Annotated in this window: 10 protein-coding genes and 1 tRNA gene; 9 read left to right on the plus strand and 2 right to left on the minus strand. The window is 33.4% G+C overall.

Translation table 11 applies throughout. The annotated features are described in order from the left end of the window. The first annotated feature begins 8 nt into the window (after nucleotides 1-8). The 4 genes from BLT80_RS02965 to BLT80_RS02980 are packed head-to-tail and all read left to right on the plus strand — an operon-like array spanning nucleotide 9 to nucleotide 5,012. The gene (locus BLT80_RS02965) at nucleotides 9-2,711 is read left to right on the plus strand and encodes a zinc-dependent metalloprotease (protein ID WP_092466092.1); all 2,703 of its coding nucleotides are present in this window, start codon (nucleotides 9-11) and stop codon (nucleotides 2,709-2,711) included. 52 nt (nucleotides 2,712-2,763) lie between these two features. Next, complete coding sequence (locus tag BLT80_RS02970; protein WP_092466093.1) at nucleotides 2,764-3,879, plus strand: NAD(P)/FAD-dependent oxidoreductase; 1,116 nt, start codon at nucleotides 2,764-2,766, stop codon at nucleotides 3,877-3,879. 3 nt (nucleotides 3,880-3,882) lie between these two features. Next, a complete protein-coding gene (mtgA, locus tag BLT80_RS02975) occupies nucleotides 3,883-4,560 on the plus strand; it encodes a monofunctional biosynthetic peptidoglycan transglycosylase (protein ID WP_092466094.1) in 678 nt (225 codons plus the stop codon). A 2-nt stretch (nucleotides 4,561-4,562) separates the two neighbouring features. Continuing rightward, nucleotides 4,563-5,012: a 3-oxoacyl-ACP synthase gene (locus BLT80_RS02980; RefSeq protein ID WP_092466095.1), complete on the plus strand. Its 450-nt coding sequence runs from the start codon at nucleotides 4,563-4,565 to the stop codon at nucleotides 5,010-5,012. Between the two features lie 89 nt (nucleotides 5,013-5,101). On the opposite strand, the gene BLT80_RS02985 is transcribed toward BLT80_RS02980, so the two are convergent. After that, nucleotides 5,102-5,710 carry a superoxide dismutase gene (locus BLT80_RS02985; RefSeq protein ID WP_092466096.1) on the minus strand — a complete coding sequence of 203 codons (609 nt, stop codon included), beginning with the start codon at nucleotides 5,708-5,710 and terminating at the stop codon, nucleotides 5,102-5,104. Nucleotides 5,711-5,825: 115 nt separating this feature from the next. Here BLT80_RS02985 and BLT80_RS02990 point away from each other — a divergent pair, with 115 nt between their 5' ends. From BLT80_RS02990 to BLT80_RS03010, 5 genes are all read left to right on the plus strand, one after another. Further along, the gene (locus tag BLT80_RS02990) at nucleotides 5,826-8,957 is read left to right on the plus strand and encodes a UvrD-helicase domain-containing protein (protein WP_092466097.1); all 3,132 of its coding nucleotides are present in this window, start codon (nucleotides 5,826-5,828) and stop codon (nucleotides 8,955-8,957) included. Nucleotides 8,958-8,999: 42 nt separating this feature from the next. Then, nucleotides 9,000-10,193 carry a glycine C-acetyltransferase gene (gene kbl / locus BLT80_RS02995; RefSeq protein WP_092466098.1) on the plus strand — a complete coding sequence of 398 codons (1,194 nt, stop codon included), beginning with the start codon at nucleotides 9,000-9,002 and terminating at the stop codon, nucleotides 10,191-10,193. Between the two features lie 134 nt (nucleotides 10,194-10,327). Next, entirely contained in the window at nucleotides 10,328-11,725 is a 1,398-nt protein-coding gene (locus BLT80_RS03000; RefSeq protein WP_092466099.1) for an OmpA family protein, read from the plus strand. Between the two features lie 61 nt (nucleotides 11,726-11,786). Continuing rightward, nucleotides 11,787-14,546: a PD-(D/E)XK nuclease family protein gene (locus tag BLT80_RS03005; RefSeq protein WP_092466100.1), complete on the plus strand. Its 2,760-nt coding sequence runs from the start codon at nucleotides 11,787-11,789 to the stop codon at nucleotides 14,544-14,546. Further along, nucleotides 14,546-15,385 (plus strand): alpha/beta hydrolase family protein, encoded by an 840-nt coding sequence (locus tag BLT80_RS03010; protein ID WP_092466101.1) that lies wholly within the window; start codon nucleotides 14,546-14,548, stop codon nucleotides 15,383-15,385. Before BLT80_RS03005 ends, BLT80_RS03010 begins: the two co-directional genes overlap by 1 nt. A 30-nt stretch (nucleotides 15,386-15,415) precedes the next feature. Here the strand turns inward: BLT80_RS03010 and BLT80_RS03015 are convergent. Beyond that, nucleotides 15,416-15,489, minus strand: a tRNA-Ala gene (locus tag BLT80_RS03015). Nucleotides 15,490-15,519: the final 30 nt, after the last annotated feature.

Raw genomic sequence — 15,519 nt, forward strand, 5'->3', positions numbered from 1 at the left:
AGAAAATTATGCTTAAGAATTACGTTTTAAAAATTAGCACAGTTGTTATTGTGCTTTTTTCACTGTCCGCTCAAGGTCAGAACTCACCTGAATTATGGACGAGTATAAATGCTGAAAAAGCAAAACAATCTGAACAGGTTTTGAGAAAAATAAATCTTAAATCTGAAAAGTTTTTCCATCTAAATATAGAACAATTAAAAGCTGAAGTTCAGAATATTGGTGATAGAGAAAATCCAGGAAACACTATTCTTTCTTTTCCTAATTCAGAAGGTGAATTAACTACCTTTAAGGTGTTTGAAGCTTCAATGATGGAATCAGAACTTCAGGATCAGTTTCCAAATATGAGAACTTATGCTGGTCAAGGAATTGATAATCCAACAGAAATAATACGATTTAGTATTACTTCAAAAGGGTTTCATGCCATTATCTTAGGAGCATCTAATGGTACTGAGTTTATTGACCCGTTTTCTAAAGAAGGTGATATCTACACTGTGTATTCTAAAAGAAATTTAACGAATAGAAATTTAGACTTTGAATGTGGTGTTATAGACGATCCGCTTATGGATACAACGAACTTTGATACTCCTCAAGCGAGAAACGCAAATGACGGTACTTTAAGGAATTATCGTATTGCAGTAGCCGCTACAGGAGAGTATACACAATTTCATGGAGGAACCGTTGCTGACGCTATGGCCGCTATAGTTGTAACGTTGAACAGAGTTAACAGTGTTTTTGAGCGCGATTTATCAATTACCTTAACCTTAGTTGCAAATAACGCGAGTATAATATATACAGATGGTGCAACAGACGTATTTAATAATGATAATGAAAGTATTTTAATTGGACAAAGTCAGAGTGTTATCAATACTGCTATAGCATCTGCAAACTATGACGTTGGTCATACCTTTAGTACTGGAGCAGGTGGTTTAGCTACTCGTGGTGTTACTTGTAATACTAACCTTAAAGCAAGAGGTGTAACAGGGGTGACACAACCTATAGGTGATGCTTTTGATATAGATTTTGTTGCGCATGAGTTGGGGCATCAATTTGGAGCTCCACATACTTTTAACGGAACAGTGGGTAATTGCTCAGGTGCAAATAGATCGGCTTCTACTGCTTATGAGCCAGGAAGTGGAACAACAATTATGGCCTATGCAGGTATATGTGGGTCGGATAATATACAGGTTGGTAGTGATGCATATTTTCATCAGAATAGTATAAATACGATATGGAATCATGTGACAAGTACAGGTGCTTGTCCTGTAAATAGAACAACTACAGGAAATACTGAGCCAGTTGCAAATGCCGGAGCAAATTATACCATACCTCAAGGAACACCTTATAAATTAAATGGAAATGGGTCTACCGACGTTGACGGAATGGAAACATTAACGTACACATGGGAACAATATGATTTAGGAACTGCAGGTGTACCAACAGAAACAACATTTACTGGCCCTTTAGTAAGGTCTTTTGAAGGCACTGAAGATCCAATTAGATATATTCCAAGACTTTCAGATGTTTTAACTAATGGAGGCACATCAACCACATGGGAGAAATTAGCAAGCGTTAATAGAAGTATGACTTTTGCATTAACTGTAAGAGATAATGATGCTAGAGGAGGTCAAACAGATTCAGATCAAATGACCATTAATAATATTGCCGCAGCAGGTCCGTTTACAGTAACATCACAAAGTGCCGATCAAATAGTTTGGACACCCGGTGAAACTGAAACCATAACTTGGAATGTTGCTGGTACAACTGGTAACGGAGTTAATACAGCCAATGTTAACATTCGTCTTTCTACAGACGAAGGTTTAACGTATGATACTTTTTTAGCGACTAATGTTCCAAATGATGGCTCTCACCAGATTGTTGTACCTAATGTAAGTGGAGCAAAATGTAGAATAATGGTCGAAGGTGCTGGGAATATTTTTTATAATCTTAACGCGTCTTTCTTCGCAATTGGTAATTATGTATATGAAACTGTAGATGTGTGTGAAAGTTATACCTTTGATTTAGGAGTAGCAGTGCCGGAAAGCGCAAATACTTATTCTGGATTGAATCTTAATGTTCCAGCTTCGTTAACAATGACGGATGCAAATATTTCAGTAGATATTACGCATCCAAACAGCGGTGATTTATTATACGGTTTTAGACACCCAGAATATTCAGGTGCATTTCTTATAAGATTAGCATCTCAAGAATGTTCGGGTAGTGCGAATCCGAATTTAGTTTTTGACGATGAAGGTGGAGCTATAAACTGTTCTACTCTTAGTAGTGGCAATAATGTTATTCCAGAAGATGCATTATCTGCTGTAGATGGTACAAATTCTCAAGGAACTTGGACGTTTTTTATTTTTGATAGTACAGTTGACAATACGTCTAGTGTAATTAATTCGGTGACAATTGAGGTCTGTGAAAATTCTGTTGAAGCCGTATTATCAGTTCAAGATAACGAATTAGATCAATTAAGTATCTATCCAAATCCTAATAACGGGGAGTTCAATATTCATTTTAATCCAAAATCAGGTGAAGATATCTCTGTCGCTGTTTATGATATTAGAGGGAGATCTATTTATACTAAAAACTATAATAACGTTAGTAGGTTTGACGAAACGATTCAGCTTAACAATGCACAATCTGGAGTGTATTTGTTAACTATTATGGATGGATCACAAAAAGTGACTAAGAAAATTATAGTAGATTAAGAATATATTTTATTACTTTAAAAGCTCCTAAACAAGGAGCTTTTTTTATGCTATGAACTTATCATATTGGGAAATAAAAAACTGGTTAACTGACATTGATTTTACAATTGTTGGAAGCGGCATTGTGGGTCTTAATTGTGCCTTAGAGTTGAAGCAACGCTTTCCCATGTCTAAAATTTTAATTCTAGAAAAAGGGATACTTCCACAAGGGGCTAGTACAAAAAATGCTGGTTTTACGTGTTTCGGAAGTTTAAGTGAGATTATAGATGATTTAAAACGACATTCAGAGGAAGAAGTCCTAGAGCTAGTGAAAAAACGTATTAATGGCCTTCAAATTCTTAGAGAAACTCTTGGAGATACTATTATAGATTATCAAAATTTAGGAGGTTATGAATTGTTCCTAGATACTGATGAAACATTATATAATTCATGTGTTGAAAAACAGTCACAAATCAATCAACTATTGTATCCACTTTTTAATACTGAAGTATTTTCTTTTAAGGAAAATAGCTTTGGATTTAAAGAGATAAAATCCCATTATAGTTTTAATCCTTTTGAAGGGCAAATTGATACAGGAAAAATGATGGATGCTTTATTAGATAAAGTCCAATCTTTAGGTATAAAAACATTAAATAATACTACAGTTGAATCATTTTCAGAAGATTCAAATTCGGTGAAAATAAAGTCGAATCATTTCGATATAACAACAAAAAAACTATTTATTGCCACTAACGGATTTGCAAAACAGCTCAATATCTCTGAAGTAAAACCCGCTAGAGCACAAGTGTTAATTACAAAACCAATAGAGAATTTACATATTAAAGGCACGTTTCATTTAGATGAAGGCTATTATTATTTTAGAAACATTGACAATAGACTATTGCTTGGAGGGGGGCGAAATTTAGATTTTAAAACCGAAGAAACTACAGAATTAGGACAAACCCAAATCATTCAAAATAAGCTTGAAGAACTTTTAAAAACTACTATTTTACCACACACTAATTTTGAAATTGATCATAGATGGTCTGGAATTATGGGAGTTGGTAAACAGAAAAAGGCTATCGTAAAACAAGTCTCAGATAATGTGTTTTGCGGAGTGCGTTTAGGCGGAATGGGAATTGCCATTGGTAGTACCATTGGTAAACAGTTAGCGGAGTTATTAGATTAAGGAATGAAGAGATTGTTTCGGTTTATTGGTAAATTATTTATTTGGAGTATTATACTTTCAGTTGGTTTAGTGGTGCTATTTAAGTATGTTCCAGTTCCCATGACACCCTTAATGGGTATTCGCTATTTTGAAAGTACTGAGGAATCAAAAACATGGAAACATGATTGGGTTTCAATAGATAACATCTCCAAAAACATGCAATTAGCGGTTATTTGCAGTGAAGATCAAAAATTTTTGGAGCATAATGGTTTTGACATTGAAGCTATTGAAAAAGCGTATGAACACAATAGGGAAGGCAAACGTATTAGAGGTGGCAGTACCATAAGTCAACAAACAGCTAAAAATGTGTTTTTATGGCCAAATCGCAGTTGGTTGCGAAAAGGCTTAGAGGTTTATTTTACGTTTTTAATTGAAACAATCTGGAGTAAAGAGCGTATTCTCGAAGTGTATTTAAACAGTATTGAAATGGGACCAGGTGTTTACGGTGTTGAAGCCGCATCCCAACATTGGTTTAAAAAGTCGAGCGCAAATTTAACGGCATATGAAGCCGCTGCGATAGTTTCAATTTTACCAAACCCAAGGAAATATCGTGCAAACCCCGCATCTACTTATATTCAAAAACGAAAAGAGTGGATTGTAAAACAGATGAGATTCTATGGGGAATTTGACTTAAATAAGTAGAAATGAATATAAAAGAAGCGCTATATAAATCTTGTTTAAAGTTTATAGACGACCGTTTATTAATGGTTAAAAATACCATTTTAGATATTCAAAATTCATTGCAATCAGAAACTAAAAGTAGTGCAGGTGACAAGCATGAAACCGGAAGAGCGATGTTGCAATTAGAACGCGAAAAAGCAGGTCATCAATTGGCTGAAATAGAAAAACAGCAACACATACTTCATAAAATAAATTTGGAATTAAAACACCATAAAGTCGCTCTAGGCAGCGTTGTTAAAACAACACAATCCAACTACTTTATAGCCATAAGTGCTGGCGAAATCACCATAGACAATGTGTCTTATTTTGCTATTTCTGCAGCAACACCAATTGCACAATTATTGCTGTCTAAAACTATTGGTGATGAGGTTGTGTTTAGAGAGAATAGTTTTAAAATAGTTGAGGTGTTCTGATGATTTTAGAACTTTAACATAACTATAAAACAAAAAAATCCAAGCCTTTCACAAGGCTCAGATTTTTCAATTTATATATAAGTTTTTGCTTATTTCGCTTCAGCGTAACGACGCTCAACTTCATTCCAGTTAATCACATCAAAGAATGCGTTAATATAATCTGGTCTTCTGTTTTGGTAGTTTAAATAGTAAGCGTGTTCCCAAACGTCTAACCCTAAAATTGGTGTACCTTCACAAGTTACGCCAGGCATTAATGGGTTATCTTGGTTTGGTGTAGAACATACTTCAACTTTTCCACCTTCATGTACACATAACCAAGCCCAACCAGAACCAAATTGTGTAGCAGCTGCTTTAGAAAAAGCATCTTTAAAGGCCTCAAAAGATCCAAATTCTGCTTCAATAGCATCCTTTAAGTCACCAGATAAACGACCCTTTCCTTCAGGATTCATAACCTCCCAAAATAATGAATGATTGTAAAATCCACCACCATTATTTCTAACCGCTTTATTATCCATATCAAGGTTGATAAGGATGTTCTCTATCGTTTTTCCTTCTAAATCGGTGCCTTCAATAGCTGCATTTAAATTGTTTGTGTAGCCTTGGTGATGTTTAGTATGATGAATCTCCATTGTGCGAGCATCTATATTTGGTTCTAAAGCATCGTAAGCATATTTTAATTTCGGTAGTTCGAAAGCCATAATATTTCTGATTTTAATTAGTTATTTAATTCTTTGAACTCAAATTTACAATTTTGTCTGTAATTTTCTCTTAATAAACTATTAAGATTCCCTATTTTGGTATAAAAATTATCTCTTGCAAAATTCAGCTTTCAAAATATACAACGCTTCTGCAGGCAGTGGAAAAACATTTACACTAGCTAAAGCCTATCTAAAAATACTGATTCAATCTAAAAGTTTAGATCAATTTAAATCTATTTTGGCAATCACTTTTACCAATAAAGCGGTTGGTGAAATGAAGGAGCGTATTATAGATATGTTAAAATCCTTTTCTGCGGAAAAGAGTTTGACAGAACCGCATCCTATGTTTGTTGCCATCTGTGATGAATTGGAAATTAAGCCAGAAGTTCTTCACACAAAATCAAAACGGATATTAAAACATATCATTCATAATTATGGTGCTTTTGATATTTCGACCATTGATGGTTTTACACATAGAGTGATTAGAACATTCGCACACGATTTAAAATTACCTATAAATTTTGAAGTCGAACTCGACCAAGAAAGACTTCTTAACGAAGCAGTAGATAGTTTGATTGCAAAAGCCGGAAGTGACAAAACCTTAACTAAAGTCCTTGTGGATTTTGCGATAGAAAAAGCAGACGACGACAAAAGTTGGGATATTAGTTATGATTTTAACAAGATTTCGAAATTATTAGTGAATGAGAATGACTTATTTGCCATTCAGACTTTAAAAAATAAAACACTAGACGATTTTAAGATTTTAAAACAACAGTTGTCTAAAGAAATCTTAGAGCTTGAAGAAAATATTATAAATACCGCAAATACAGCTTTAACTTTAATTGAAGAATCTGGTTTAGAATTTAATGATTTTAATAGAAGTTCGCTACCTAAACATTTTGAGAAGTTGAGTACTGGTCAATTTTCCGTTGGATTTGATTCGGCTTGGCAAAACGATTTAATTGAAGGAAACACCATGTATCCAAAACGTGTTACTGATATCGTGGCTTCAACCATAGAAAGTATTCAACCACAATTAGCGCAATATTTTGTGGACTCTAAAAGAATTGTTTTCGACATAAAACTCAAAAAAGGATTTTATAGAAATATCACGCCATTGTCGGTTTTAAATGCCATTAAAAATGAATTAGATGCTTTAAAAGCCGACCAGAATAAAATGTTGATTTCAGAATTTAATACCATTATTAGTAAAGAAATTAAAAATCAACCAACGCCTTTTATTTACGAACGGTTGGGTGAAAAATTCAAGCATTATTTTATAGATGAATTTCAGGATACCTCAAAAATGCAATGGGAAAATTTAGTACCCTTATTAGAAAATGCACTATCAGCAGCTAATGGCACTGCGATGTTGGTTGGTGATGCTAAACAAGCCATTTACAGATGGAGAGGAGGTGAAGCAGAACAATTTATCAAGCTTTATAATAAAATTGAAAATCCGTTTCAGCTAGAAGCTGAGGTTTTGACTTTAGATAGTAATTATAGAAGTTCTAAAGCAGTTATTGAATTTAATAATTCGTTTTTTGAATTTTTAAGTAAAACGGCTTTTAGTGAAACGGCTTATGCTGATCTTTATGAAAAGGCAACCCAAAAAATGCATAATAGTTCTGAGGGTTATGTGAATTTGAATTTTTTAGATATTCAGAAAGACGATGATAGCCACGAGTTATATGCTAGTCAAGTTCTTCAAACGATTAAAGAATGTCAAAACAATGGATTTCCCTTAGATGATATTTGTGTTTTAGTCAGAAAACGGAAAGAAGGTGTTGTCATTGCAAAATATCTCAATGAAAATGGTATTAAAATTACGTCTTCGGAAACCTTGCTTTTGAAAAATTCGGATAAGGTTAATTTTATTAATTCATTTTTAAAACTGCTTATTCAACCTAATAATGATAGTCTAAAGGTTGAGGTGCTTTCTTATTTAGCAGAACAACACCATATTGAAGATAAACACCAATTTTTTGTTACCTATTTAAGGGAAGATCTTGACGCGATGTTTTCAGAATTAAAACAACTGAATATTTATATAGATAAAAACCAATGTCTTCAATTACCACTTTACGAATTAGTAGAACACGTAGTACGACTCTTCAATCTTAATGAAACTTCGGATGCCTATCTTCAATTTTATTTAGACGTTGTTTTAGAATTCACACAAAAGCAAAATACAGATGTTGCCGCTTTTGTCAACTATTTTGAAAAGAAAGAAGATAATTTAAGCGTTGTGACACCAGAGAATATGAATGCCGTTCAGATTATGACGATTCATAAGTCGAAGGGTTTAGAATTTCCAGTGGTAATATTTCCTTATGCAGATCTTAATATTTATAGAGAATTAGAACCAAAAGTTTGGTTTCCTGTTGAGGCTGAAAATTATAACACCTTTGACACCTTACTACTTAATTACAATAAAGATGTAGAGAATTTTGGGGATACAGGCACACTTATTTACAACACACATCAATCCCAATTAGAGTTAGATAATATTAATTTGCTTTATGTGGTTTTAACAAGAGCGGTTGAGCAGTTGTATATCATTTCAAAAAAAGATATGAGTTCTAAAGGTGTGGTTAATGAGAATACTTATGCTGGTATGTTTATAAAATTCTTACAATACCAAGATAAATGGTCGGATGACCAACTTAATTATAGTTTTGGGATATTGAAACCAAATGAAAATAGTTTAGAAAAGGAAATAACAACAAGTCCTCTAAAGCTAATTTCGGTACCAAAAGAAGCTCATAATTTAAACATAGTAACCAAATCTGGATTGCTGTGGGATACGCAACAAGAAGCAGCAATTGAACGTGGAAATTTAGTCCATTTAATACTATCTAAAATTAAAACGAGTGAAGATCTTGATTTTGCGTTTAATGATTTATTAATATCCGGAGATGTCACTAAAACTAACATAGATGCTCTAAAAGTATTAGTTCTAGATGTTTTGGAGCATCCAAAGTTAAAAACTTATTATACAAGTGATTTCAAGATTTATAATGAACGCGATATTATAACTAGTTCTGGTCAGCTTTTAAGACCAGATAGGCTGAATATAAACTCAAAAAATGAAGCGATTATTATTGATTATAAAACAGGGGAAGCTAAAGCGTTTCATGGAGCACAATTAAACGATTATGAAGCTGTTTTAAATGATATGGATGTAAAGGTAATTCATAAGTTACTGGTTTATATAAATGATACAATCGAAGTTCTTGAAGTCTAATTTTTCATAGTATCTTTGTTTAACTTTCAAAAATAAACTAGTATGTACGGAGACATAAAAACACATTTACAACAAGAAATAGAATCTATAAAAGACGCAGGTCTTTTTAAAGAAGAACGTATTATAACATCCCCTCAAGGAGCTGAAATAACCCTTAATACTGGACAAAAAGTTTTAAATTTTTGTGCGAATAATTATTTAGGTTTATCATCGCATCCAGATGTTATTCAGGCCGCAAAAGATACTATGGATACGCATGGTTTTGGGATGTCTTCAGTACGTTTCATTTGTGGAACTCAAGATATTCATAAAGAACTAGAACAAAAAATTGCCGATTTCTATGGTACTGAAGATACTATATTATACGCAGCTGCTTTTGATGCGAATGGTGGTGTTTTTGAACCTTTGTTAACTAAGGAAGATGCTATTATTTCGGACTCATTAAATCATGCCTCAATTATTGATGGTGTACGATTATGTAAAGCTGCAAGATATCGTTACCAAAATAACGATATGGCAGATTTAGAAACACAATTAATTGAAGCAAATGCCAATGGAGCACGATTCAAAATTATAGTAACTGATGGAGTGTTTTCTATGGACGGCTTAGTCGCTCCTTTAGATAAAATTTGTGATTTAGCGGATAAATATGATGCTATGGTTATGATTGATGAGTGCCATGCTACAGGATTTATTGGTGAAACAGGTATTGGAACTCTTGAAGAAAAAGGCGTTTTAGGTAGAATCGATATCATTACCGGAACTTTAGGAAAAGCATTAGGTGGAGCAATGGGTGGTTATACTACAGCTAAAAAGGAAATTGTTGAGCTTTTGCGTCAACGTTCTAGACCTTATTTGTTTTCAAATTCTTTGGCACCAGCAATTGTTGGAGCTTCTCTAAAGGTTTTTGACATGCTTAAAAACGATACAACATTAAGAGATAAAGTAGATTGGAATACAAAATATTTTAAAAAAGGTATGAAAGAAGCCGGCTTTGATATTGTGGATGGGGACTCAGCCATCGTTCCAGTTATGTTATATGACGCCAAACTATCTCAAAACATGGCAAATAAGCTCTTAGAGGAAGGGATTTATGTCATAGGATTCTTTTTCCCTGTAGTTCCAAAAGATAAGGCCAGAATTAGGGTGCAACTCTCTGCTGCTCATGACAAAAGCCAACTCGATAAAGCTATAGCTGCCTTTATTAAAGTCGGAAAAGAACTAAATGTTATCTGAAATGGTTATAAATTTAACTCAAACGCTCTGTTTTAGGGCGATTTTCCAATATTTTTATATATTTGTCTTTGTTAAATCAGTTTAACAACTTATTTTTGCCAACAATTAACACTTAAAATTAAATTAATTAGAATATGAAAAATCTTAGCAGATTATTTTTTGTCGCAGTGCTTATCGCAAGTTTTAGCACTTCTAATGCACAAGACAAGAACAATCCATGGGCCATTACTTTTGGAGCCAACGCAGTTGACTTTTACCCAGTAGGAGAAGACACACCTCAAGGAGAATATTTTGATGAGTACTTCAATGTATCTGATCATTGGAACATTCTTCCTTCAATTTCAACACTTTCTGTTTCGAAGTACCTTAGTGACGGTTTTACATTTACTGCCAAAGGTTCTATTAACAGAATAGATAAATTTGGTTCTAATTTCGATCCTATTACAGGTGAAGAATCAACTAACAAAGTTGATGATTTAACGTATTACGGTTTAGATGGTAGAGTTTCTTATAGCTTTATGGATGTAATCAATTCTAAAACTATTGACCCTTATTTAGGTGTTGGTGGTGGTTACACTTGGGTTGATGAAATCGGAGCTGGAACTGTAAACGGAACTTTAGGTTTTAAAGTTTGGTTCTCAGAAAAATTAGGTTTAGATATTCAATCTACTTATAAGCATTCTTTCGAAGATTACTTACCAAAACATTTCCAACATTCAGTTGGTCTTACTTTCAAGTTTGGTGGTACTGATACAGACGGAGATGGTATATACGATCAAGATGATGCTTGTCCAGAAGAAGCTGGTTTAGAGATCTTCAATGGTTGTCCAGATTCTGATAATGATGGTATCCAAGATTCTAAAGATGATTGTCCAAATACTGCTGGTTTAGCTGAATTTAACGGTTGTCCTGATTCTGATGGTGACGGTGTAATGGATAAAGATGATAAGTGTCCAGATGTTGCTGGATTAAAAACTTTAGCTGGTTGTCCTGATGCTGATGGTGACGGTGTTTCTGATGCTGATGATAACTGTCCTAATGAAGCAGGTCCTGCTGCAAACAGTGGATGTCCTTGGCCAGATACTGACGGTGACGGTGTATTAGACAAAGATGATAAATGTCCTAACGAAGTTGGAACTGTTGCAAATAACGGTTGTCCTGAAATTAAGCCAACTGAAGAAGTAATGGATACTTTAAATGAATATTCAAGATCTATCTTATTTAATTCAGGTAAAGCAACTTTCCAAAAACAAACTGATAAAGTATTACAGTCAATGGTAGCAATCTTTAAAGATTATCCAAAAGCTAACTTCTCTTTAGAAGGACATACTGATTCTGATGGTTCTAAATCTATGAACCAAGCATTATCTGAAAGACGTGCAAATGCAGTTAGAGATTATTTAATCGCTAATGGTATTAGTGCTGATAGATTAACTGCTGCTGGTTTCGGTGAGTCTAATCCTATCGCTAGCAACAGTACAAGTGCTGGTAAAAAAGAAAACAGACGTGTAGAGGTGAAGTTGAAAAACTAATCACATCTAAAATATATTAAAAAAACGCCCCGATATTCGGGGCGTTTTTTATTTTTATAGAATGATAAGTTTTATAAAATCGGTTCTCGTAGATCTTCAAAAGAAACACTTAAATCTAGAAGATTTATATTTCATTCTACCTAGTAAACGTGCTGGTGTTTTTCTTAAACACCACCTCTCTACATTAATCAAGCAACCCATATTTGCTCCTCAAATACTCAGTAGTGAAGAATTTGTAGAAGAATTATCTGGTTTACAAAACCTACCAAACACAGATTTACTATTTAGACTTTATGAAACTTATAAAGCCTTAACAACAGACGAAGAACAAGAGTCTTTTGAATCGTTTTCTAAATGGGCTCAAATCTTGTTACAAGACTTCAACGAAATTGATCGTTATCTCATACCACAAGAACACATCTTTGATTACTTAAATGCTATAAAAGAGATTCATCATTGGTCGCTAGATCCCAATCAAACGGATCTTATTAAAAATCATTTAAAGTTCTGGAAACAGCTTAAAAATTATTACAAAGCGTTTACTGATAATTTGATTCAGTCTAAGCAAGGCTATCAAGGTTTAATTTATAGGGAAGCCGTAGATAATCTAGAGTCTTATATGGAAAATTGTAATGGAAAGATCCATATCTTTTTAGGATTTAATGCTTTGAATACTGCTGAATCTCAAATTATTCAAGGTTTACTGAAAAATGATTTGGCTCATATTTACTGGGATATAGATAAAGCATTTATTGATGACTCTGTACATGATGCTGGTTTATTTACGAGGCAGCATAGAAAACAATGGAACTATTTTGAAACACAACCTTTTAATTGGGTTACTAATTATTATAATGAACCAAAGAATATTCGAGCAATAGGTATTCCTAAATTGGTTGGCCAAGCTAAATATATTGGTCAATTGCTAGAGGAACTAACAGAAAAGGAGACTAATTTATCTACTATTGCGGTCGTTTTGGGTGAAGAACAATTATTACTTCCGGTATTAAACTCAATTCCTAAAAACATAACCAAACTGAATGTTACGATGGGTTTACCATTACAATATGTCCCTTTGGCGTCTTTTTTTGAGCAACTATTTAACGTTCATAAAAACAATCCGAAGCAGTTTTATTATAAGGATGTTATAGGTTTATTATCTCATCCTTCTGTTTATCCTTTGTTTGAAACGGAATCTGGTAATATTTCAAACGACGTTGTTGCTCATATTCAAAAAAACAATACAGTTTACATTACTGTAGATGAGCTTAAACAACTCGCTAGGTCACATAAAGAACTCGTAGCTTTACTTTTTAAATCTTGGGATGATCATCCTGAAATTGCGTTAAAATATTGTTCTGAACTGATTTTAAAAATGAAAGTAAATTTTGAAAGCGATAAACAGAATCACAGTTTAGAATTAGAATATTTATATCGCTTTAATACTTTATTCAATCAACTCTCGGAATTAGATACGAACTTTAAATATCTGAAGTCCATAGTTGCATTACAATCAATTTACAAAGAACTACTAAGCTCAGAAACTCTAGACTTTAAAGGAGAACCATTAGAAGGACTTCAAATTATGGGGATGTTAGAGTCTCGTGTTTTAGATTTTGAAACCGTGATTATAAGTTCTGTAAATGAAGGTATTCTTCCTTCCGGAAAAACAAATAATTCCTTTATCCCTTTCGATGTAAAAATTGAAAATAAACTACCAACCTTTAAAGAAAAGGATGCGGTTTACACCTATCACTTTTACCGACTTTTACAACGTGCTAAAAACGTTTACATTTTATACAACACGGAAATTGATGCATTAAAAGGCGGTGAAAAAAGTAGATTTTTAACACAGTTAGAAGTGGAAGGCATTCATGATATAAAGAACACAATTATATCACCGGATGTTCCGATAATAGAACAGAAACTAATCGAAATAGTAAAAACGCCTTCAGTAATTGAACAAATAAAAGTAGTGTCTGGTAAAGGCTACTCTCCGTCGTCATTAACAAGCTATATTAGAAATCCTATGGATTTTTATTACGACAAAATTTTAGGAATTAAAGAATTTGATGAGGTTGAGGAAAACATCGCAGCGAATACTTTAGGTTCTGTTATTCACAATTCACTTGAAGATTTTTATAAACCCTTAGAAGGCTCTATTTTAACTATTCAGCATCTTAAAGATTTTAAAAGTCGTACTAAGAAAATGGTAACTAAACATTTTGAAGAACTCTACAACAAAGGTGGTTTTTCTCAAGGTAAAAACCTTATCATTTTTGAAATTGCCCAACGTTACATTTCAAATTTTTTAAATTTAGAATTAGAGAGCCTTAAACAAGGAAATGAAATTAAAATCCTTTCGATTGAAGCTGATGAAGCCATTGATATTAAAATTGAGGGTCTCGATTTCCCTATTAAACTTAAAGGAAAAGTAGATAGAATTGATAGCTTTAATGGCATGACTAGAGTTATAGATTATAAATCGGGTAAGGTGGAACAAAATAAAGTTGAAATCGTTAATTGGGAAGACTTGACGTCAGATTACGATAAGTACAGTAAATCGTTTCAGATTTTGTGTTATGCGTACATGATGCGACAACAAAACTTAATAGAATTACCAATTGAAGCTGGAATTATTTCATTTAAAAACTTAAGTGAAGGCTTATTGAAGTTCGGAAAAAAAGCGTCGTCTCATGCCAGGTCAAAAGACCAATTAATTACGAATGAAACCTTAGATAATTTTGAAATAGAACTTAAAAAACTCATTACAGAAATATGTAATCCAAAGCTTAATTTCACTGAAAAGGAACTGGACTAATGATAATTGATAAAAACATAATTTTAGAAAGAGACGGTAAAAAACCGATTTTAATTGATGCCTTTTATTCTGAAGATAAAACGAATCAACCTATAATCATATTCTGTCATGGCTATAAAGGGTTTAAAGATTGGGGAGCATGGGACCTTATGGCAGAAGCATTTGCCAATGCTGGATTTTGTTTTATAAAATTCAATTTTTCACATAATGGTGGCACTATGGAAAATCCTATTGATTTTCCTGATTTGGAAGCATTTGGAAATAATAATTACACGAAAGAACTAGACGATTTAGATGCGGTTATAACTTGGTCTCAAAATCATTTCAAATCGAATTCAAAAATAGACACCAACACTATTTGCTTAATTGGTCATAGTCGCGGCGGAGGTATTGCGCTACTAAAATCTTCGGAAGATCAACGAATCACTAAACTGATTACTTTGGCTAGTGTAAGTGATTTTGCGAGTCGGTTTGGCTCTGAAGAAGCACTTAAAACATGGAAAGAAGACGGTGTTAAATACGTAGAGAATGGTAGAACGAAACAACAAATGCCGCATTATTACCAATTCTTTGAAGATTTTGAAACTCATAAAGCGAAGCTTGATATCAAAGCCGCGACAACACAAATAGACATCCCAATGCTCATTATTCATGGTGATAACGATAATTCTGTAAATATCAGTGAAGCAGAAGCGTTACAGCAATGGAATCCTAAGAGTCAACTAAAGGTTATTGAAAATGCAGATCATGTGTTTAATACAAAACACCCTTGGAGTAAAAGTGAACTTTCTGAGGAATTAAAAACTGTTGTCGAAACGGCTATTCAGTTTATAATATAAAAAAAAAGCATGCCTTAAGCATGCTTTTTGTGGAGAAGATCGGGCTCGAACCGACGACCTCTTGACTGCCAGTCAAGCACTCTAGCCAACTGAGCTACATCCCCAAATTATTTTTTTAAAAAAGTAAAAGTAAG

Origin of the sequence: Winogradskyella thalassocola, assembly GCF_900099995.1 — a bacterium.
Classification (GTDB): Bacteria; Bacteroidota; Bacteroidia; order Flavobacteriales; family Flavobacteriaceae; genus Winogradskyella; species Winogradskyella thalassocola.

Excerpts from the sequence above, each read along its gene's own strand:
- BLT80_RS02985 (WP_092466096.1), bottom strand. The coding sequence starts at position 5,710 with ATGGCTTTCGAACTACCGAAATTAAAATATGCTTACGATGCTTTAGAA.
- BLT80_RS02970 (WP_092466093.1), top strand. The coding sequence starts at position 2,764 with ATGAACTTATCATATTGGGAAATAAAAAACTGGTTAACTGACATTGAT.
- BLT80_RS03000 (WP_092466099.1), top strand. The coding sequence starts at position 10,328 with ATGAAAAATCTTAGCAGATTATTTTTTGTCGCAGTGCTTATCGCAAGT.
- BLT80_RS02980 (WP_092466095.1), top strand. The coding sequence starts at position 4,563 with ATGAATATAAAAGAAGCGCTATATAAATCTTGTTTAAAGTTTATAGAC.
- BLT80_RS03005 (WP_092466100.1), top strand. The coding sequence starts at position 11,787 with ATGATAAGTTTTATAAAATCGGTTCTCGTAGATCTTCAAAAGAAACAC.
- kbl (WP_092466098.1), top strand. The coding sequence starts at position 9,000 with ATGTACGGAGACATAAAAACACATTTACAACAAGAAATAGAATCTATA.
- BLT80_RS03010 (WP_092466101.1), top strand. The coding sequence starts at position 14,546 with ATGATAATTGATAAAAACATAATTTTAGAAAGAGACGGTAAAAAACCG.
- mtgA (WP_092466094.1), top strand. The coding sequence starts at position 3,883 with ATGAAGAGATTGTTTCGGTTTATTGGTAAATTATTTATTTGGAGTATT.
- BLT80_RS02965 (WP_092466092.1), top strand. The coding sequence starts at position 9 with ATGCTTAAGAATTACGTTTTAAAAATTAGCACAGTTGTTATTGTGCTT.